The sequence below is a fragment of the Oceanimonas sp. GK1 genome, assembly GCF_000243075.1.
GTDB lineage: Bacteria > Pseudomonadota > Gammaproteobacteria > Enterobacterales > Aeromonadaceae > Oceanimonas.
Window position 1 is genome coordinate 3,417,481 of record NC_016745.1, and the last position, 20,060, is coordinate 3,437,540.

The 20,060-nt window shown below is 62.0% G+C and carries 19 protein-coding genes; 14 read left to right on the forward strand and 5 right to left on the reverse strand.

Annotated features, from left to right (window positions below; all coding sequences use genetic code 11):
- The first annotated feature begins 150 nt into the window (after window positions 1-150).
- Genes GU3_RS16055 through GU3_RS16065 form a run of 3 tightly spaced genes read left to right on the forward strand, consistent with a single transcriptional unit; the run spans window position 151 to window position 1,527 of the window.
- The gene (locus GU3_RS16055) at window positions 151-564 is read left to right on the forward strand and encodes a YjfI family protein (RefSeq protein ID WP_014293585.1); all 414 of its coding nucleotides are present in this window, start codon (window positions 151-153) and stop codon (window positions 562-564) included.
- A gap of 10 nt (window positions 565-574) precedes the next feature.
- Window positions 575-1,192, forward strand: coding sequence for a hypothetical protein (locus tag GU3_RS16060; RefSeq protein ID WP_041543362.1), 618 nt, complete (start codon window positions 575-577; stop codon window positions 1,190-1,192).
- Complete coding sequence (locus tag GU3_RS16065; protein ID WP_014293587.1) at window positions 1,189-1,527, forward strand: hypothetical protein; 339 nt, start codon at window positions 1,189-1,191, stop codon at window positions 1,525-1,527. Before GU3_RS16060 ends, GU3_RS16065 begins: the two co-directional genes overlap by 4 nt.
- Before the next feature lie 209 nt (window positions 1,528-1,736).
- On the opposite strand, the gene GU3_RS16070 is transcribed toward GU3_RS16065, so the two are convergent.
- Window positions 1,737-3,248, reverse strand: coding sequence for a CYTH domain-containing protein (locus GU3_RS16070; RefSeq protein ID WP_014293588.1), 1,512 nt, complete (start codon window positions 3,246-3,248; stop codon window positions 1,737-1,739).
- Between the two features lie 167 nt (window positions 3,249-3,415).
- On the opposite strand from GU3_RS16070, the gene GU3_RS16075 reads away from it, so the two are divergent.
- The 3 genes from GU3_RS16075 (at window position 3,416) to GU3_RS16085 (ending at window position 6,098) form a co-directional block, all read left to right on the forward strand.
- Window positions 3,416-4,096: a TIGR00153 family protein gene (locus GU3_RS16075; RefSeq protein ID WP_014293589.1), complete on the forward strand. Its 681-nt coding sequence runs from the start codon at window positions 3,416-3,418 to the stop codon at window positions 4,094-4,096.
- A gap of 21 nt (window positions 4,097-4,117) precedes the next feature.
- A complete protein-coding gene (locus GU3_RS16080; protein ID WP_014293590.1) occupies window positions 4,118-5,383 on the forward strand; it encodes an inorganic phosphate transporter in 1,266 nt (421 codons plus the stop codon).
- 100 nt (window positions 5,384-5,483) lie between these two features.
- The gene (locus GU3_RS16085) at window positions 5,484-6,098 is read left to right on the forward strand and encodes a TIGR04211 family SH3 domain-containing protein (RefSeq protein WP_014293591.1); all 615 of its coding nucleotides are present in this window, start codon (window positions 5,484-5,486) and stop codon (window positions 6,096-6,098) included.
- Window positions 6,099-6,286: 188 nt separating this feature from the next.
- Here GU3_RS16085 and GU3_RS16090 read toward each other — a convergent pair whose 3' ends face one another.
- The gene (locus GU3_RS16090) at window positions 6,287-7,234 is read right to left on the reverse strand and encodes a hypothetical protein (protein WP_014293592.1); all 948 of its coding nucleotides are present in this window, start codon (window positions 7,232-7,234) and stop codon (window positions 6,287-6,289) included.
- 364 nt (window positions 7,235-7,598) lie between these two features.
- On the opposite strand from GU3_RS16090, the gene putA reads away from it, so the two are divergent.
- A complete protein-coding gene (gene putA / locus GU3_RS16095; protein WP_014293593.1) occupies window positions 7,599-10,766 on the forward strand; it encodes a bifunctional proline dehydrogenase/L-glutamate gamma-semialdehyde dehydrogenase PutA in 3,168 nt (1,055 codons plus the stop codon).
- 223 nt (window positions 10,767-10,989) lie between these two features.
- Window positions 10,990-12,219 (forward strand): multifunctional CCA addition/repair protein, encoded by a 1,230-nt coding sequence (locus GU3_RS16100; protein ID WP_014293594.1) that lies wholly within the window; start codon window positions 10,990-10,992, stop codon window positions 12,217-12,219.
- A gap of 37 nt (window positions 12,220-12,256) precedes the next feature.
- On the opposite strand, the gene GU3_RS16105 is transcribed toward GU3_RS16100, so the two are convergent.
- Both GU3_RS16105 and folB read right to left on the reverse strand, forming a co-directional pair.
- A complete protein-coding gene (locus tag GU3_RS16105) occupies window positions 12,257-13,057 on the reverse strand; it encodes an undecaprenyl-diphosphate phosphatase (RefSeq protein WP_014293595.1) in 801 nt (266 codons plus the stop codon).
- Window positions 13,058-13,121: 64 nt separating this feature from the next.
- Window positions 13,122-13,490: a dihydroneopterin aldolase gene (gene folB / locus GU3_RS16110; protein ID WP_014293596.1), complete on the reverse strand. Its 369-nt coding sequence runs from the start codon at window positions 13,488-13,490 to the stop codon at window positions 13,122-13,124.
- Window positions 13,491-13,593: 103 nt separating this feature from the next.
- Between folB and plsY the strand changes: the two genes are divergently transcribed.
- Window positions 13,594-14,193 (forward strand): glycerol-3-phosphate 1-O-acyltransferase PlsY, encoded by a 600-nt coding sequence (gene plsY, locus GU3_RS16115; protein ID WP_014293597.1) that lies wholly within the window; start codon window positions 13,594-13,596, stop codon window positions 14,191-14,193.
- Window positions 14,194-14,259: 66 nt separating this feature from the next.
- Here the strand turns inward: plsY and tsaD are convergent, their stop codons facing one another.
- Window positions 14,260-15,282 (reverse strand): tRNA (adenosine(37)-N6)-threonylcarbamoyltransferase complex transferase subunit TsaD, encoded by a 1,023-nt coding sequence (gene tsaD / locus GU3_RS16120; RefSeq protein ID WP_014293598.1) that lies wholly within the window; start codon window positions 15,280-15,282, stop codon window positions 14,260-14,262.
- A gap of 172 nt (window positions 15,283-15,454) precedes the next feature.
- Between tsaD and rpsU the strand changes: the two genes are divergently transcribed.
- The 5 genes from rpsU to rpoD all read left to right on the forward strand — a co-directional run bounded on the left by rpsU (window position 15,455) and on the right by rpoD (window position 20,044).
- Window positions 15,455-15,670, forward strand: coding sequence for a 30S ribosomal protein S21 (gene rpsU, locus GU3_RS16125; RefSeq protein ID WP_014293599.1), 216 nt, complete (start codon window positions 15,455-15,457; stop codon window positions 15,668-15,670).
- Window positions 15,671-15,685: 15 nt separating this feature from the next.
- Complete coding sequence (locus GU3_RS16130) at window positions 15,686-16,129, forward strand: GatB/YqeY domain-containing protein (protein WP_014293600.1); 444 nt, start codon at window positions 15,686-15,688, stop codon at window positions 16,127-16,129.
- Between the two features lie 74 nt (window positions 16,130-16,203).
- A complete protein-coding gene (gene dnaG / locus GU3_RS16135) occupies window positions 16,204-17,565 on the forward strand; it encodes a DNA primase (RefSeq protein WP_237711158.1) in 1,362 nt (453 codons plus the stop codon).
- A 26-nt stretch (window positions 17,566-17,591) separates the two neighbouring features.
- A complete protein-coding gene (locus GU3_RS17385; RefSeq protein ID WP_237711159.1) occupies window positions 17,592-17,975 on the forward strand; it encodes a hypothetical protein in 384 nt (127 codons plus the stop codon).
- A gap of 224 nt (window positions 17,976-18,199) precedes the next feature.
- Entirely contained in the window at window positions 18,200-20,044 is a 1,845-nt protein-coding gene (gene rpoD, locus GU3_RS16140; RefSeq protein WP_014293601.1) for an RNA polymerase sigma factor RpoD, read from the forward strand.
- The last annotated feature ends 16 nt before the right edge of the window (window positions 20,045-20,060 follow it).

The following is a 20,060-nucleotide window of genomic DNA, read 5'->3' on the forward strand; positions in this document are numbered from 1 at the left end:
TTCCTTCTGTTCGACAATGGCCTTCAGACTACCACCCTTGCCGAAGCGGCACAGCGGGCCGAGCGCAAATTATCCCGCGCCACGCCGCGCTTGCACTGGCAAGGCCGGCTGAATTAGTCTTTAGCCGACTTATTATGTCAGGATTCGTGCATGGAACTATCAATCATCGGCCGTCACCTGGAGCAACTGGGCGAGGCCTCAACCACCGGCTTTGCCTTTCAGTGCTACCCCATTCCCGGCGAAGTGGAGGTGCTCAGGGTCACGGTGGAAGGGCGGGAAGAGCTGCCGCTGTTTATTTCCGTCTCCGATGATCAGATTTTGTGTATCAGTTACCTGTGGGACGAAAGCCAGGTGGATCCGGCGCGGCGCCAGGCCATGCTGGAGGCCATGCTCGACATGAACATTCCCATGCCGCTGTCGGCCTTTGCCCGGCTCGACGACTGGTACGTGGTGTTCGGCGCCCTGTCGCTCAACTCGGCCCTGGCCGACATTGAGCACGAGCTGGCGGTGCTGAGCGACAACTGTCTGGAAGTGATCGAAGACATGGCGGAGTTTTTGTTGTGAGGGCGGGAGTATGAGCGTATTGGGTCGCGTACTGCGCAGCCTGCAGGATGCCGACGGCAGCCTGGATTCGGAGCGGGTATGCGTGCAGCTGGTGCAGGATTGCCGTCATGCGGAGCAACACATGACCGGGCTGGCGCGCCAGTGCGAACAGCTGAAACAGGAGCTTGACGCCACCGGTAAACAGAGTGCCTTGCTGGCCCGACGCCATCATGAGCAGGAAAACGCCGTGCTGGCGGCCCTGGACGACAACGAACAGGCCCATACCCTGGCCCAGGCGCTGGCGGAGCTGGAAAACGAGCAGGAAGCGCTGACGGCCCGCCGCATTTATGATGAAAAACGGCTGGGCTATTACCGCCGCCGCTGGCAGGAGGCAGAGCGCCACTACCACGATCTGTGCCGCCAGCTGGCCATGGCCCGGGCCACCCGCTGCGTGCGCCAGACCATGGCCGCCATTCGCCAGCATCCGGACGTGACCCTGGTCAACGCCAAACAGGCGCTGGCCCATATTCGCGCCCGGGAGCAACAGCCTCAGCCCGACGAGCCGGCACCGGCCGGTGACCAGCCCCGGCGCCACAGCGCCGACGAGGTGCTGGCCCGGTTGCGGCAACAGCGGGATGCACGCCCATGAGCCAGCGCAAACTGCCGGACAAGTGGCAGAGTTCGGTACGGGCCGCCCGGGCGGTGCAGGTGGCCTTTGACATGGACGAACAGCTGCAGTATCGCATTCGCCGCGAGGCCCTGGACAACGGCCTCAGCCCCTCGGATCAAATTCGGCACATACTGAGCCTGCCCACCTCGGCCAAGCCCAAACGCCCCCGCCTGACGGTCTCCCTGAGCCCCGACGATTACGCCTGCCTGGCCGAGCGCTACGGCCTGGAGCCGGAGCAGCAGCTGGAAATCAAGCACCGAGTGATGGACGAGCTGCTGGAATACAGCAAAACCAAGGCCCCTTCGGAAAGCTGAAAGCGGGAAAAATGAACGTTTCCGGCCTGCCTTAGTCATTCCGGCCTTCGAGCCGGAATCCATTCTGCAGACCATGATGTAACTTGCCCTGGACTCCGGCCTGGGCCGGCGTGACGATATTGTTGCAGGCCCGAATTTATTCACGGTTGTAAACGGGCAACGTGTTTTAAGCCTATCCCGCAGCCCCACTAAAGTGGGGGCTGCCAATTTCAGCGCCAGTAGGGCATCAGCTCCAGGGCCTGGCGGCGGGACTGCTCCAGCGCCTCCAGCAGAAAGCCCTGCTTGCGGTCCAGCCATTGCGCCAGCTCTGCCCCCTCTGCCGGCTCCAGTTTGTCCACCAGCTCCGGCAGCGGCGACAGCATGTCGAGATCTTCAATGCCGCGCAGAATATCGAGCCAGGGCATACGAAAGCCCAGCCGTTCCGCCTCCGGAAACAGGCGGCTGAAGCACAACCCCACCATCAGGTTGCGGCGCAACTTGCCCTTTTGCTGAATATACTGCGCCACACTGAGCTGCTCTGAGCCCAGGGCACTGTGGCGCAGGGTCTGCCAGCTGTCTTCCAGCAAGGGCGCGGCCAAGCTGGCCACCGGCGTCAGCAGCTGGGCCTGCTGCTCCCGGGTCAGGCCGGCGCGCCAGTCCTGACGATACAGCCAGTGGGTCAGGCCCAGCACCAGCCGGCCATAGCGGGGGCCATGCAGCAGCTCGCGCAGGCTTTGCTCATCGGGCAGGCACTGCTGCTGCTCGGCCAGCAGCCGCAGCAGACTCTTGCGGCAATCAAGCCGGCGCAGGTAATGGCCCTTGTCGGCAGTCAGGTGCGCCAGCATCTGGGCCCGGTCGAGCCAGGACAGCTGCTGCTGCAGCCACAGTAAATCATCGACCCAGCCGCAATTGACCCGAAGCGACACCCGCTCGCCAAACATCAGCAAAATCTGGTGCACCAGGGCGGCACCTTCGCGCAACTGCACCAGCCAGTCGATGTCGGGCCGGGCCAGCCAGCCCTCCTCGTGGTGCTGCCAGTGGGCCAGGGCCTGATGCAGCAACGCCACCATGGCCTGCTCACAGGACTCATCCGGTTGCAGCGCCACCGGCTCCAGCGCCTGCAGCTCGGGCATGGGGCTTAAGCCCGCCAGCCGGTAACCCCGCTGGGCCTTGGACACCGCGCCCAGGCGCAGGCCACCCTGGCGCACCAGATGTTCGGCCAGCTCAAACAGCACGGAGGCATCGCCGCGCACCAGCTCCAGCTCCAGTTCGCGAATGGGCTCGCGGTGCTCCCCCGCCTGCACTTCCCCCTCGTCCAGCGCCAGTTCAACCTCGGTGCCGTTCAGCTCCACCAGCCAGCGACGGCGCACGAAGTCGGTACAGAACAGGGGTTGCAGCCCCTGCTGCAACGCGAGCGGATCGGCGCCCTCGGGCCAGATGGTGGCGGGAAACAGCGACAGATCCGGATTGTGCACACTCAGGGCCACATTGTACTCGGGCCGCTGGTGCAATCCCCCCACCTGGCTGCCGGCCAGCTTGACGGTCTGCTCCAGCTCGCCATTCTGGCTGCGAATGCGCAGCCCGGCGCCCAGGCGGCGCAGGCCCAGCTCACTGGTGTCGAAGTAGGTGTTGGCCAGGTGCTGGCGGTCGTGCTCAAGAATTCGGCAGGATGGCAGCAGATCGGGCAGGCTGTCATTGATTTCGCGTGAGACAAGAAACTTGATCTCGATTTCTGTATCCATAGGGGTGTCCGGAAAACCAACCTTTTGTTTTGGAAGTGAAAGCAAAAACCACCATCAGAGTAGCATGGCAGTTTTATGAAAAATGCTGTTTTCTTGCCTGGGGAGTTACGTTACCATTCGCGCCACATTGACGTATCGAGTGTTTTTTCACCGACACAGGGTTGGCTATGCCAGTTAATACTATTTTGGGACTCTTTGCCAAGTCCCCGATCAAGCCGTTGCAAAAGCATGTGATGAAAGTCCATGAGGCGGCGCAGCAGTTGGTTCCCTTCTTCGACGCCATGTGGGAGCAGGACTGGGAAAAGGCCGAGCAAATCCAGCGGCGCATTTCCCAGCTGGAACGGGAAGCCGACGCACTGAAGCGGGAGATCCGCCTCAAACTTCCCCGTGGCCTCTTTATGCCGGTGGAACGCACCGACATGCTGGAGCTGCTCACCCAGCAAGACAAAATAGCCAACAAAGCGAAAGACATCTCCGGCCGCATCGTGGGTCGTCAGATGGCCATTCCCGTTGAGCTCAAGTCCGCCTTTATGGATTACCTCAACCGCTGCATTGATGCCACCGCCCAGGCGGCCAAGGCCATCGACGAACTCGACGAACTGCTGGAAACCGGCTTCAAGGGCCGGGAAATGGACTTGGTCACCGACATGATCCACCAGCTTGACCTCATCGAAGACGACACCGACGTGATGCAGGCCAAACTGCGCCGTCAGCTGCAGGTCATTGAAGACAGCTACAACCCCATCGACGTCATGTTCCTGTACAAGATCCTTGAGTGGGTCGGCGACCTGGCGGATCAGGCCGAGCGGGTTGGTTCCCGCCTGGAACTCATGCTGTCCCGTTCCTGAGCGAAACGACAAGGTAAATAAATGGATATCATTGCTAACTACGGCACCACGCTGATCCTGGTGGCGGCCGTCTTCGGCTTCTTTATGGCCTGGGGCATTGGCGCCAACGACGTGGCCAACGCCATGGGCACCTCTGTGGGTACCCGCTCACTGACCATCAAGCAGGCGATCATCATCGCCATGATCTTTGAATTTGCCGGCGCCTATCTGGCCGGCGGCGAGGTCACCTCCACCATTCGCAGCGGCATCATCGACTCCGCCGCCTTTAACGACACCCCGGATCTGCTGGTGTTCGGCATGATCGCCTCGCTGCTGGCGGCGGGCACCTGGCTGCTGCTGGCGTCCTATTTCGGCTGGCCGGTGTCCACCACCCACTCCATCATCGGTGCCATTGTGGGCTTTGCCCTGGTGTCGCTGGGCTCCGAGGCGGTGCACTGGGGCAAGCTCGGCGGTGTGGTCGGCTCCTGGATAGTCACCCCGGCGCTGTCGGGACTATTGGCCTATTTCACCTTTATCAGCGTGCAGCGGCTGATCTTCAACGCCGACAACCCGCTGGCGGCCGCGAAAAAGTATGTGCCCGCCTACATCTTCCTCACCGTCATGGTGATCTGCCTGGTGACCCTGAAAAAGGGCCTCAAGCACGTGGGCCTGGACATGACCGATGTGCAAAGCTGGGGCCTGTCGGTACTGGTCTCGCTGGTAAGCGCCGTGCTCTGCGGCATCTATATCAAGCGGCGGCGCTACAATCCCCAGGATGATCAGGACATGCACTACTCCAACGTGGAGAAGGTGTTCGGCATTCTGATGGTAGTCACCGCCTGCGCCATGGCCTTCGCCCATGGCTCCAACGACGTGGCCAATGCCATTGGGCCGCTGTCGGCGGTGGTCAGCGTGGTGCAGAACGCCGGCCAGATTGGCGCCAGCGCCAGCATTGCCTGGTGGATCCTGCCCCTGGGCGGCATCGGCATCGTGATCGGCCTGGCCTCACTGGGTCACAAGGTGATGGCCACGGTGGGTACCGGCATCACCCATCTCACGCCCAGCCGCGGCTTTGCGGCCCAGCTGGCTACGGCTGCGACAGTGGTGATCGCATCCGGTACCGGCCTGCCCATTTCCACCACCCAGACCCTGGTGGGTGCGGTGATGGGGGTTGGCCTGGCCCGGGGCATTGCCGCCCTGAACCTTAATGTATTGCGCAATATCGTGGTTTCCTGGGTCGTGACCCTGCCCGCCGGGGCCATTCTGGCCATCGTATTCTTCTATATCATCCAGTGGATGTTCACCTGATACCACGCCAATATCGGGGGGCCTTGCGCCCCCCTTGTTCTTGTCCTTCCCGTCGCCCGCCATTACCATGACCTCACTTTAAGAGCCCAAGGATCCTCAGGTGAAAGCAAAACTTCTGCTGCTGCTATGCAGCCTGTTTTGGGTGAGCCAGGCCAGTGCCGCCACCCGTTATATTTCCGATGACGTCTATGCCTTTTTGCATGCCGGCCCCAGCAACCAGTACCGCATTATCGGCTCCATCAAGGCCGGCGAACCGGTGGACTTTCTGGATCGCAACGCCGACACCGAATACGTACAGATCCGGGACGCCGACGGCCGTACCGGCTGGATGGACGGCCAGTTTCTGCAGACGGACGCCAGCTTTCGCTCCCGCCTGCCGGTGCTGGAAAAGGAGCTGAACGATACCAAGGCGCAACTGGCCAGCGTGGATGAACGCCATGCCCAGGACGTGGCCGACAAGCTCAGCCTGATCGAGCGCCAGCAACAGGAGCTGTCGGTGCTGACCGCGCGCCTGGACGAACTCGGCAGCAGCCATGCCAGGCTGACCTCCGAGAACCAGCGCCTGTCCAGCCTGATGGATGACAAGGAACATCAAATGCGTCTGGACTGGCTGGTGCACGGCGGCCTGGTGGCCGGCATTGGCGCCTTGGTGGGCTTGGTGCTGCCAATGCTGCCCCTGCGCCGGCGCAAGCGCCAGGACAGATGGATGAACTGAGCCCCGGGGGATTAGGGATTAGGGAGCCTGCAGGCACATCTTTGTGTCTGCAGGCTTTTTGTTTATGTAGCTGCCACTTTAGTTGGCAGGGCCTGTGCAACAGGCCTTGAAGAGCACGCTGTCTTCAGGTTTGCGCCAGCTAAAGCGGCGCCTACAGCCCGAATACACAATGAGTCAATATTGGCCCGTCAGTCCTCATTCAACGCAAAGTGCCGGTTGGGCTTGCGGTACACCACGCCATCCTGCTGCAGCCAGTGAAAGATGTCTTCCACCTCTTCCTTTGACTTGTTCAGCAAGGCCGATACCGCGCCCTTGGCACAGCGCAACTCCCCGGCCTGCAGCCGCGCCACCAGCTCATGGTAATAATCGGGCCGCGGGGCAGGTTCGGGCAGCGGCTCGGATGGCGGCAGCGCCGGGGCTTTCTGCTGGCGGTGATGACGACGAAAGCGGATTTCATCGCCCAGCAGCGAGATAAAAAAGGCGGCAAAAAAGTCGAGCAGCATCGACAGCGCCGCCACTATGCCAAACTGTACCCGGCTCAGGGGCCAGTTCAGGCCGTCGGCCAGGCTGGTCATCAGCCCCATCAATGAGTCCTGATTGGCCACGGCCACCTGATCCCGCTCCCGGCGCAGCTGGTCCTGCTGCTCCATCAGCGCCTGATTGCGTTGGAGCATGCGGGTCATGCCGGTGGCGATGCGATCCATCTCGATATAGGCCTGAGCCGCCTGCTCATTGATTTCCATTTCCCGGTCGAGGGCGGCAATGCGATCGTCATAGCCCTGCACCAGGGCGGCCCGGGCCTTGTCTCCCTCCAGTAGGGTATTGGTGGCGGCATTAATGCCACCCACGCTGCCGGCAATCGACAAGGCCGCCAGAATGCCATAAAAACAGAACGCCTTGCCCGCGCCCAGCCGGTCCCGGCGGTTGAGCCGCTCCCCCATCTCGTACCAGATGTAGAACTTGCCCACCTCAAACACCAGGGCCAGGCCACCGAACATCACTTTCATCAGGGGCCCCTGATCCAGGGACAGAAACAGCAGCAGGGAAAACACCATGGACGCGGCGATGGAAGCGCCGGTGATCAGATAAACCACGCACAGGGCAAAGGGCCCCTTGGGAAGACGTTGATACAGCACTGACGGAAACCCACAAACAAAATGAGCGGGCATTATAGGGGCCGCTGATCCTCAGGCAAGTACCGGCCGAGCCCTGTTGCACCTTCCTGCGGGGCCGGCCTTCATCCTCAGGTACAGAGCCGGCCCTGCACCGGCAGCGCCATGAACTATAGTCATTCCAGAAACCGGCCTTCATTTCGTATACGAAAATAAAGTGAAACGGACCTACACCAGTCAGAAAAAGGATGATTTAGAGCATGAATTTAGGTTAATTACCGCCATGACTGGCTTTGATCTTTTTAACCTCGACAAAAATCGTATACATTAATGCCGTTCACCGGCCTGACTGCAGGCCTCCACCATTCGCAACATCAGGACACTCGCCATGTTTACTGTCGCCACTGTCTTTGCCCCTGACTACCGCCCTACCGATCTGGCCGCGCTGCGTCAGGACATTACTCATAACTATGCGGTAGACGAAAATGCCTGGCTGGCCCGGCTGCTGGAGCAATTGCCCGCCTCGGGGCCGGAGCTGGCGCAACTGGAGGAGCAGGCACGCCGCCTGGTGACGCGGGTGCGGGCGGAGAGCGACGGCGGCGACGGCATTGACGCCTTTTTGCAGCAATACAGCCTGGATACCCAGGAAGGCATCATCCTCATGTGCCTGGCCGAGGCGTTGCTGCGCATTCCCGACAGTCATACCGCCGACGAGCTGATCAAGGACAAGCTCTCCGGTGCCGACTGGGCCAGGCATTTTCGCCAAAGCGACTCCACCCTGGTCAATGCCTCCACCTGGGGGCTGATGCTCACCGGGCGCATCGTACGCATGGACAAGAAACTGGACGGCAACCCGGCCAACGTGCTGAGCCGAATGATCAACCGCCTGGGCGAGCCGGTGGTGCGCTCGGCCATGTACGCCGCCATGAAGATCATGGGCAAGCAGTTCGTGCTGGGCCGCACCATTACCGAGGCGCTCAAGGCCAGCCGCAAGTCCCGGGAGCAGGGCTATACCCATTCCTACGACATGCTGGGCGAGGCCGCCATGACCGCCGCCGACGCCGAAAAATACCGAGCCGACTACGCCAGTGCCATCGCCGCCGTGGGCGGGGAAAAACTCAACAACCCGGAGGTGCCCCGCCCGTCCATTTCCATCAAGCTGTCGGCCCTGCACCCCCGCTACGAAGAGGCCAACCGCGAGCGGGTACTCACCGAGCTGTACGCCACCGTGCAGGGCCTGCTGGAAACCGCCCGCAAACTGGATGTGTGCATCACCATCGACGCGGAAGAAATGGACCGGCTGGAGCTGTCTCTCAGTCTGTTTGAAAAGCTGTATCGCAGCGAGGTCAACCGGGGCTGGGGCGGTCTGGGGCTGGTGGTACAGGCCTATTCCAAGCGCGCCCTGCCGGTATTGTGCTGGCTCACCGCCCTGGCCCGGGAGCAAGGGGATGAAATTCCGCTGCGGCTGGTGAAGGGCGCCTACTGGGACAGCGAAATAAAGCACAGCCAGCAGGCCGGCCTCGACGGCTATCCGGTCTATACCCGCAAGGCAGGCACCGATGTGGCCTACCTGGTGTGCGCCCGCTATCTGCTGAGTGCAGCCACCGAGGGGGCCATTTACCCGCAGTTTGCCACCCACAATGCCCACACCGTGGTGGCGGTGCTCAGCATGGCCGGCCAGCGCCGCTTTGAATTCCAACGCCTGCACGGCATGGGCGAAGAGCTGTACGATGCGGTGCTGGCGGACAACCCCGGCCTTCACTGCCGCATCTACGCCCCGGTGGGTGCCCACAAGGATCTGTTGCCCTACCTGGTGCGCCGGTTGCTGGAAAACGGTGCCAATACCTCCTTTGTGCACAAGCTGGTGGATCCGGATACCCCCGTCGATGCCCTGATCACCCACCCGGTCACCAGCCTGCGCCACTGCCCCAGCCTGGCCAACGACAAAATCCCCCTGCCCCGCGACATTTTTGCCGACCGCAAAAACTCCGCCGGCATTAACCTGAATATCGATGCGGTGCGTACGCCCCTGTTCCAGCAACTGGACGCCCTGGCCGGCAAGCGCTGGCAGGCCGCACCCCTGGTGGGCGGCAAGGCGGTAACCGGCGAGCCGCGCCCGGTCATGAGCCCACAAAACCGGCAGCACCAGGTAGGCACAGTGGTGTTTGCCGACAAGGGCACGGTGGAGCAGGCCATCACCCAGGCCGAAAATGCCTTTAAAGGCTGGCGCGATACGCCGGTGGAAACCCGGGCCCAGGCGCTGGAAAAACTGGCGGACTTGCTCGAAGCGCACAGCGCCGAGTTTATCTCGCTCTGTACCCGAGAGGCGGGCAAGCTGCTGCAGGATGGCATTGACGAGGTGCGCGAGGCGGTGGACTTCTGCCGCTATTATGCCAACGAGGGCCGCCGGCTGATGGGAGAGCCTGCCAAGCTGCCCGGCTACACCGGCGAGCTCAACCTGCTGCAGGCTCAGGGGCGCGGGCCTTTTGTGTGCATCAGCCCGTGGAACTTTCCCCTGGCTATCTTTCTCGGCCAGGTCAGTGCGGCGCTCATCACCGGCAACACCGTGCTGGCCAAGCCCGCCGAGCAGACCAGCCTGATCGCCCACCTGGCGGTAACCCTGGCCCACGAGGCCGGCATTCCCGGCGACGTGTTGCAACTGCTGCCCGGCGACGGCGCCATCACGGGGGCGGCACTCACCGGTGATCTACGCATTGCCGGGGTCTGCTTTACCGGCTCCACCGACACCGCCCGGCTGATCAACCAGACCCTGGCCCAACGCAGCGGTGCCATAGTGCCGCTGATCGCCGAAACCGGTGGCCAGAATGCCATGATAGTGGACTCCACCGCCCTGCCCGAGCAGGTGGTGCGGGACGTGCTGCGCGCCGCCTTTCAGAGCGCCGGCCAGCGCTGCTCGGCGTTACGGGTGCTGTACCTGCAGGACGATATCGCCGACCGGGTGCTGGAGATCCTTGAAGGGGCCATGCAGGAGCTGAGCGTGGCCGATCCGGCGCTGTGGTCCACCGACGTGGGCCCGGTGATCGACGCCGACGCGCAGGCCGGGCTGCAGGCCCACCTGGATGCCATGAAGGCCGCCGGTCGCAAGGTGCTTGCCGAGGCACCCATGAGCGAGGCCTGCGCCGGCGGCTTTTACCTTCGCCCGACCGCCATTGAAATTGGCAGCATCGGTGAGCTCGACAAGGAGCAATTCGGCCCCATCCTGCATGTGGTACGGTTCAAGGCGAAAGACATCGACCTGGTCATCGACGACATCAATGCCACCGGCTACGGCCTGACCCTGGGCATTCACAGCCGCAACGAGTCGTTCGCCGCCCAGGTGGCCAAGCGGGCCGAGGTGGGTAATATCTACATCAACCGGGATCAGATTGGCGCCATGGTGGGCGTCCAGCCCTTTGGCGGCCGGGGCCTGTCCGGCACCGGACCCAAGGCCGGCGGCCCCCACTACCTGACCCGCTTTATCACCGAGAAGACCGTTACCAACAACACCACCGCCATCGGCGGCAACGCCACCTTGCTGTCGCTGGGAGAGGGGTAAAAGCTGAACGCGGGAAGGAAACCGCGTCCCTCCGCCACAAGCCGGAGTCCATCGCAGGGTGCACCGGCGCCTGCTGAATGGATTCCGGCTCGCGGGCCGGAATGACGACATGGAAGTGACACTTCGCACCGCAACACAATGAAAATGAGTATCAAAGGCGCCGAGGCGCCTTTTTTCATGTTCAGCCGTTATAATGGCCGTTTTGCATGCGGGGGAGCGGACAGTGAAAATCTATCTGGTGGGGGGCGCAGTCAGGGACAAACTGCTGGGCCTGACGGTCAAGGAGCGGGACTACCTGGTGGTGGGCGCCGCCCCGGCGCAGTTGCTGGAGCTTGGCTACACCCAGGTGGGCAAGGACTTTCCGGTGTTCCTGCACCCCCGCAGCAAAGAGGAATACGCCCTGGCCCGCACCGAACGCAAGGCCGGCAGCGGCTACACCGGCTTTATCTGCGACTTCGGGCCGGGCGTCACCCTGGAAGAAGACCTGCGCCGGCGGGATCTCACCATCAACGCCATTGCCCAGGACGAGGCGGGCGCACTGATCGACCCCTATGGCGGCCAGGCCGACATAGAGGCGCGGGTATTGCGCCATGTGTCCGACGCCTTTGGCGAGGATCCGCTGCGGGTGCTGCGGGTGGCCCGCTTTGCCGCCCGCTTCCACCACCTGGGCTTTACCCTGGCCGGCGAGACTCAGGCCCTGATGGTGAATATGGCCGCCAGCGGCGAGCTGGCCACCCTGACCCCGGAGCGCGTGTGGCGAGAAACCGAAAAGGCATTGGCCAGCGATAATCCCCAGGTCTTTTTTGAGGTACTGCGCGACTGCGGCGCGCTGGCGGTACTGTTTCCGGAAGTGGATGCGCTGTTCGGTGTGCCCGGCCCCAAAAACTGGCACCCGGAGATCGACACCGGCCTGCACACCATGATGGTGCTCAAGCGCGCCGCCGATCTGGGTGCCGGTCTGCCCTGCCGCTTTGCCGCCCTGTGCCACGATCTGGGCAAGGCCCTGACGCCGCCCGACCACTGGCCCAGCCACCACCACCACGGCGAGCTGGGAGTGCCCCCCATACGGGCGTTGAGCGAGCGACTGAAGGTACCCACCGAGCACAAGGAGCTGGCGGTACTGATGAGCCGCTGGCACATTTGCCTGCACCGGCTGGCCGAGCCGGCGCCGCAGCAGGCGCATACCGTGCTGGATCTGCTGGATCATACCGATGCCTGGCGCAAACCGGCGCGCTTTGCCGAGCTGCTGCTGTGTGCCCAGGCAGATCTGCAGGGCCGCACCGGCTTTGAACAGCGGCCCTATCCCCAGCGACAACGGTTATGGCAATGGCTGCAGGAACTAAAGCAAATTACCGCCCAACCCTTTGTGGCCCAGGGACTGAAAGGCCCCGCCATTGGCGAGGCCATACGTCAGGCAAGACTTGAGCGGCTGACTCAGCTGCTGGCGGAGTAACGTCAACCTCCCCGTGTTCGCGGGGACGACGCTGTATTCAACCCTGACTCAGCACGCCGATCAGTACCGCCCCCAGCGCCAGCCGGTAGAGCACAAAGGGCAAGACCCCCACCCGGCTGAGCAGCTTAAGAAACAGGTGAATGCAGGCCAGGGCACTGGCGAAGGACACCAGCACTCCCAGGCTGACCGCCGGCCAGGACATCACAGCGCCGCTGCCCACCAGACCGCTGGCCTGGTGGCTGCCCGCCAGCAGGATCACCGGAATCGACATCAGAAAGGAAAACCGCGCCGCCGCCTGCCGGGTGAGCCCCAGCATCAGGCCGGCGGTAAGGGTAATGCCACTGCGGGAGGTACCGGGGATCAGCGCCAGCGCCTGAGCACAGCCAAGCCAAAGGGCGCCGCGCCAGCCGGTTTGATATTCGTTTTTGCATTGCCGGGCGATGCGGTCCGCCCACCACAACAGCAAACCAAAGACAATGGTGGCGGCGGCAATCACCCAGCCAGAGCGCAGGTAGGCGCCAATCACCTCGTCCAGCAGCAGCCCCGCCACGCAGGCGGGCACCGTGGCCAGTATGATGCCCCAGGCCAGCCGCGACTCGGCACTGTGGCCGCCGCCCCGCAGTGATGCCCACCAGCTCAGCGCCATGGTGTGCACCTCGCGCCGAAAGTAGTACAGCACCGCCAGCAGGCTGCCCAGGTGCACCGCCACGTCAAAGGCCATGCCCTGATCGGGCCAGCCCAGCAGGACCGCCGGCAATATCAGGTGAGCAGAGCTCGAAACAGGTAAAAATTCGGTCAGCCCCTGGATCAGGGCCAGCAGAATGGCATGAACTTCCATGAAGCCGTTCTCTGAAATAATGATGGCTTAGAGTATAACGGTTTGGAATGACAATACAGTGACGCTAGCCCTGCAGATTGCGGCTGGCAAAACGTTCGATTTCCACCCCCACCCCGGCCGCATTGGGCACGGCGGCGGGTTTGGTCAGGCGCACCTTCACCGACAGCACCGGGAACTCGGTCAGGATCAGTCGCGCAATGTGCTCGGCCATGGTTTCCACCAGCTCAACGTGGTTCTGCTCGGCATAGGCGGTCACCTTCTGGGACAGGGTCGCATAGTCGAGGGCGCAGCCGATGTCGTCACCCGCCGCCGCGGGTCGGTTGTCATACCCCATTTCCAGATCGAACCGGATCTTCTGGCGAATGCCTTTCTCCCACTCGTAAACGCCTATGGTCGTCAGTACTTCCAGGCCTTGCACAAACACTTTATCCATCGTCTTCGTCTTCTGTTAAGCTGTGGCTGTCTTTGGCGAGCAGGCCGTAAGGCCGGTTCAGCGCGCCATCATAACGGATTGAACCCGGGGTATAAACCGCGAGATGACCGCCCTTACGTTGTTCATGATCATACTGGCCTATCTGGGCGGCTCGGTGTCCAGCGCCGTGCTGATCTCCCGTCTCTATCGCCTGCCCGATCCCCGCACCCATGGCTCCGGTAATCCCGGCGCCACCAATGTGCTGCGCACCGGCAACCGCAGCGCGGCGGTGTGGGTGCTGCTGCTCGACCTGCTCAAAGGCACCCTGCCCGTCTACCTCGGCTGGTTTCTCGGCATCAGCCCGCTTTATCTGGCCTTTATCGCCATGGCCGCCTGCCTGGGGCACATGTTCCCGTTATTTTTTCACTTTCGCGGCGGCAAGGGCGTGGCCACAGCGCTGGGCGCCCTGCTGCCGCTTGGCATGGACCTGGCCGGCCTGTTGCTGCTGACCTGGCTGGTCAGCCTGGGACTGTTTGGCTATTCGTCGCTGGCGTCGCTGATCACCGCCCTGTTCGCGCCCGTATTCGTGTACTTTATCAAGCCCGAATACACCCTGGCGGTGGCGCTGTTGTCCTGCCTGATTATTGTGCGTCATCATCGCAATATCAGCCGGCTTTACCATCATGAGGAAACGCCCATCCTCAACCGCTTCAAGCGCAGGTGAAGCGCGTGAGGAGTGAAGTGTGAGGGGTGAGGAGTTCACGCTCTGTGTCTCCTTACCCCTCACTCCTTACCCCTCACCAACCGGCGACAGCTCATCCAGCGGCCAGCGCGGGCGGGCCTGCACCAGCAACGGTTCGGTCTGGCCGGCCTTGAGCCGCTGCAGCCCGGCAAAGGCGATCATGGCGCCGTTGTCGGTGCAGTATTCATTGCGCGGGTAAAACACCTCGCCCTTCAGCCCGGTCATCAAGGCGGCCAGTTGCTCCCGCAACGACACATTGGCACTGACGCCGCCCGCCACCACCAGCCGGTTGAGCCCGGTCTGCTTCAATGCCCGTTCACATTTGATGGCCAGGGTGTCGACCACCGCCTGCTGAAAGGCGTGGGCAATGTCGGCCCGGGTCTGGTCGTCGTCGCCTTCGGCGGCAATGGTGGTGGCGGTGGCGGTCTTCAGCCCGGAGAAGCTGAAGTCCAGCCCGGGCCGGTCGGTCATGGGCCGGGGAAACTTAAAGCGGCCGGGCACGCCTTGCTCTGCCAGCTTCGCCAGGCGCGGACCGCCGGGATAATCAAGGCCCATCAGCTTGGCGGTCTTGTCAAAGGCCTCGCCGGCGGCATCGTCGATAGACTCGCCAAGGATCTGATAGCGGCCAATGCCGTCCACCCGTACCAGCAGGGTGTGACCACCGGACACCAGCAGCGCCACAAAGGGAAAGGCCGGCATCCGCTCTTCCAGCATGGGGGCCAGCAGGTGCCCTTCCATGTGGTGTACCGCCACCGCCGGCTTGCCCCAGGCAAAGGCCAGGCTGCGACCGATGGTGGCCCCCACCAGCAGCGCGCCCATCAGCCCCGGGCCGGCGGTATAGGCCACACCGTCGATGTCGTCCTGGCTGCAGCCGGCTTCCGCCAGCGCCGCCTCAATCAGCGGAATGGTCTTGCGAATGTGGTCGCGGCTGGCCAGCTCGGGCACCACACCGCCGTAATCGGCATGCAGTTTCACCTGGCTGTACAGCTGATGGGAGAGAATGCCGAGCTTGTCGTCATAGATGGCGATGCCGGTTTCGTCGCAGGAGGTTTCGATGCCTAGTACACGCATGGGAAAATGAATAACACTGTCGAAAAATAGGCAACCATGTTACCCTGCCCGCGCTTTTTTAACCAGTAAAGGGGTGTCGGTCTTTACAGCCATACCCGGTTAAGAGTAGAATTTCGCACCATTTTATTGTCATACTGGTTGATACAAGCCAGTAAACCGAGGTGAGAGGCACATGCCAGTAATTAAAGTACGTGAAAACGAGCCCTTCGACGTAGCCCTGCGTCGCTTCAAGCGTTCCTGCGAAAAGGCCGGTATCCTGTCTGAAGTACGTCGCCGCGAGCACTACGAAAAGCCGACTACCGAGCGCAAGCGCGCCAAGGCTGCCGCTGTTAAGCGTCACGCCAAGAAGCTGGCTCGCGAAAACGCACGTCGCACTCGTCTGTACTAAGGCGTTGTTGATCTCATGTCTTTGAAAGACCAGCTGTCGGAACAGCAGAAAAATGCCATGCGCGCCAAAGACAAGGCTCGCCTGGGCACCCTGCGCATGCTGATGGCCGAGATCAAGCAAAAAGAGATCGACAGCCGCGAGACCCTGGACGATGACGGCATCATCGCGGTGATCACCAAGATGGTGAAACAGCGCAAAGATGCCGCCAACCAGTTCGAGCAGGCCGGTCGTCAGGAACTGGCCGACAATGAGCGCCAGGAAATCGTGGTGCTGCAGGAGTTCCTGCCGCAACCCCTGACCGAAGACGAGCTGGACGCTTTGCTCACGCAGGCCATCGCCGACACCGGCGCCACTGGCATGCAGGACATGGGCAAGGTGATGGCGGTACTCAAACCGCAGATCCAGGGCCGTGCAGACATGGGCAAGGTCAGCGCCACCATCAAGGCCAAACTGGCCTGATAATCGCCGCTGAACTGCCAACGGGCCGTGCTTCGAGAGAATGCACGGCTTTGTTTTTTGCTTTAGGGTGAATCATGGCTGGCAGAATCCCGCAACAATTTATTGACGACCTCCTCGCCCGCACCGACATTGTCGATTTGATCGATCAGCGGGTACGACTCAAAAAAGCCGGCAAGAACTATCAGGCCTGCTGCCCCTTTCATAACGAAAAAAGCCCGTCCTTTACGGTTAGTCCCGACAAACAGTTCTATCACTGCTTCGGCTGTGGCGCCCACGGCACCGCCCTTGGCTTTTTGATGGAATATGACGGGCTGGAATTTCTCGACGCTATTGACGAAATGGCGGCCATGCACGGCCTCACCGTGCCCCGGGAAAGCACCGGCGGCAGCTCGCCCCAGCAACAGGCGGCGGCCCGGGCCGAACGTCAGGATCTCTACGGCCTGCTGAACGACATCAGTCAGTTTTACCAGCAGCAACTGCGCAGCGCATCGGCAGCCATTGACTACCTCAAGGGCCGGGGCCTGAGCGGCGAGGTGGTGAAACGCTTTGGCATTGGCTATGTGCCGGATCAGTGGGACAGCGTCAAACGCCGCTTTGGCAAAAACCGCGACACCGAACGCCAGCTGATCGACGGCGGCATGCTGCTGCAAAACGACAACGGCCGCGTTTACGACCGCTTTCGCGATCGCATCATGTTCCCCATTCGGGACCGGCGCGGCCGCACCATCGGCTTTGGCGGCCGGGTGCTGGGCGACGGCACCCCCAAGTACCTGAACTCGCCGGAAACCCCGGTGTTTCACAAGGGGCGCGAGCTGTATGGCCTGTATGAAGTTCGCCAGGCCCACCGCAACCCGGAGCGCATTCTGGTGGTGGAAGGCTACATGGACGTGGTGGCCCTGGCCCAGTTCGGCATCGACTACGCGGTAGCCAGCCTGGGCACCTCCACCACCCCCGATCAGCTGCAGTTGCTGTACCGTACCACCCGCGAAGTGATCTGCTGCTACGATGGCGACCGCGCCGGTCGCGAAGCCGCCTGGCGGGCACTGGAAAACGCCCTGCCGCTGATGCAGGACGGCCGCAGCCTGCGCTTTGTGTTTTTGCCCGACGGCGAAGATCCCGACAGCCTGGTACGCACCCAGGGCCAGCAGGCCTTTGAACGGCTACTGGACAACGCCCAGGACTTTGGCGACTTTCTGTTTGAACGCCTGGCGCAAGACAGCATGGGCGGCGACGCCGGCCAGCACGAGCTGGCCCACAAGGCCGCCGAAGCCATTATGCGGGTGCCCGAGGGCTTTACCCGGGAAGGCCTGGTCACTCAGCTGTCGCGCCAGCTCAACTGGGGCGAGAACGAGCGCCGGATCAAGGAGCTGTTTGCGCGGCTGAAGCCCGCCGAGGGCGAAAAAAACCGCCGTCGCGCCCGCAAAAACTCAAGTTAACCCCGCTTCGACGGGCCATTGCCCTTGTGCTACAATATCCGGCTGCCGCGGCCCGGCTGCCGGAAATGCCGGCGCTGGAAGAGCTGTCCGTTCCGGGCATGGAGCTGCTGCTGGCGCTGCTGGTGATGGTGCGCGAACAGCCCGGAATGAGTACCGCCCAGTTGCTGGAGCACTGGCGGGGGCATTCAGCGGAGCCTGCGCTGTCGCGCCTGGCCATGGCCGACAACGCCTTTGCCGGTGACCATATCGAGCAGGAACTGCAAGACATCTTCGTGGTGCTGATCAACGACTACCTGGCCCAACGCATTGAGCTGCTGCAACAAAAAAGCCGCAGCCGCGACGGGCTGACACCATCGGAAAAACAGGAATTACTGCTGCTGCTGACAGAAAGCAAGGGCGGCGCGGTCTGATAATTGAAAAACGGGCAAGATGCCCCAAGATTGTAGTAAAGGCCCGAACACGGGTAGAAGGTAAACCAGTGAACGCTGCAGCACGCTCGGCTCAAGGGCGAGGTGTTGGCAAGCTCGGACCAGTTAGCCAGACTGGTCAAATTTTGTTATAATCGGCTACTTGCGCGCCAGAAATGAGTGCCTCTAGTACCCACCCTCTTGCAACATCTAACCGGACGAGTTCTATGGAGCAAACCCCGCAGTCACAGCTTAAGCTTCTCGTTGCCAAAGGTAAAGAACAGGGCTACCTGACCTATGCCGAGGTAAATGATCATCTTCCTCAGGATATTGTCGACTCCGATCAGATCGAAGACATTATCCAGATGATCAACGACATGGGCATTCAGGTGGTGGAAAACGCCCCCGACGCCGATGATCTGATGATGTCGGAAACCACTGCCGACGAAGACGCCGCCGAGGCCGCCGCCCAGGCGCTGGCGTCTGTTGAATCTGAAATTGGCCGCACCACCGACCCGGTGCGCATGTACATGCGCGAAATGGGCACCGTGGAGCTGCTTACCCGCGAAGGCGAAATCGACATCGCCAAGCGCATTGAAGACGGCATCAACCAGGTGCAGAGCTCGGTATCCGAGTACCCGGAGGCCATTACCTCGCTGCTGGATCAGTTCGACCGCTTTGAAGCCGGCGACATCAAGCTGAGCGACATCATCTCCGGTTTTGTGGATCTGGAAGAAGCCGACGACGTGGCGCCCACCGCCACCCACATTGGCTCCGAGCTGAGCGACAAGGACCTCGACGACGAAGACGACGACGAGGATGAAGACGAGGACGACGACGAAGAATCCGACACCGACAATGGTCCGGATCCGGAAGTAGCCCGCGAGAAATTCGGTCAGCTGCGCACTCAGTATGAAGCCGTAAGAGACACCATCGCCGCCAAGGGCCGCACCTCGGACGAAGCCGCCGAGCAGATCACCGCCCTGGCCGACCTGTTCCGCCAGTTCCGTCTGGTGCCCAAGCAGTTCGACCGCCTGGTGAACAGCATGCGCGACATGATGGAGCGGGTGCGGGTGCAGGAACGCATCATCATGAAGCTGTGCGTTGAGCAGTGCAAAATGCCCAAAAAGACCTTCGTGCAGGCCTTTGCCCACCACGAAAGCGAGCAGGCCTGGTTCAACGCCCAGCTGGCCGCCGGCAAGACCTGGTCTGCCCGGCTACAGGACGTGTCTGAAGACGTGCTGCGCGCCATTGGCAAGCTCAAGACGGTGGAAGAGGAAACCGGCCTCACCATTTCCCAGATCAAGGACATCAACCGCCGCATGAGCATTGGCGAGGCCAAGGCCCGCCGCGCCAAGAAGGAAATGGTGGAAGCCAACCTGCGTCTGGTTATTTCTATCGCCAAGAAGTACACCAACCGCGGCCTGCAGTTCCTGGATCTGATCCAGGAGGGCAACATTGGCCTGATGAAGGCGGTCGACAAGTTCGAATATCGCCGCGGCTACAAGTTCTCGACCTACGCCACCTGGTGGATCCGTCAGGCCATTACCCGCTCCATTGCGGATCAGGCCCGCACCATCCGTATTCCGGTGCACATGATCGAGACCATCAACAAGCTGAACCGGATCTCCCGCCAGATGCTGCAGGAAATGGGCCGCGAGCCCACGCCGGAAGAGCTGGCCCACCGCATGGCCATGCCGGAAGACAAGATCCGCAAGGTGCTGAAAATCGCCAAAGAGCCGATCTCGATGGAAACTCCCATCGGTGACGACGAAGATTCACATCTGGGCGATTTTATCGAGGACACCACCCTGTCGCTGCCGGCGGACTCCGCCACCAGCGAGAGCCTGCGCAACGCCACCAAGGACGTGCTGGCCGGCCTTACCGCCCGGGAAGCCAAGGTACTGCGCATGCGCTTTGGTATCGACATGAACACCGACCACACCCTTGAGGAAGTGGGCAAGCAGTTCGACGTTACCCGTGAGCGTATTCGCCAGATTGAAGCCAAGGCCCTGCGCAAACTGCGCCACCCCAGCCGCTCCGAAGTGCTGCGCAGCTTCCTCGACGAATAAGCACAACCGCACCACA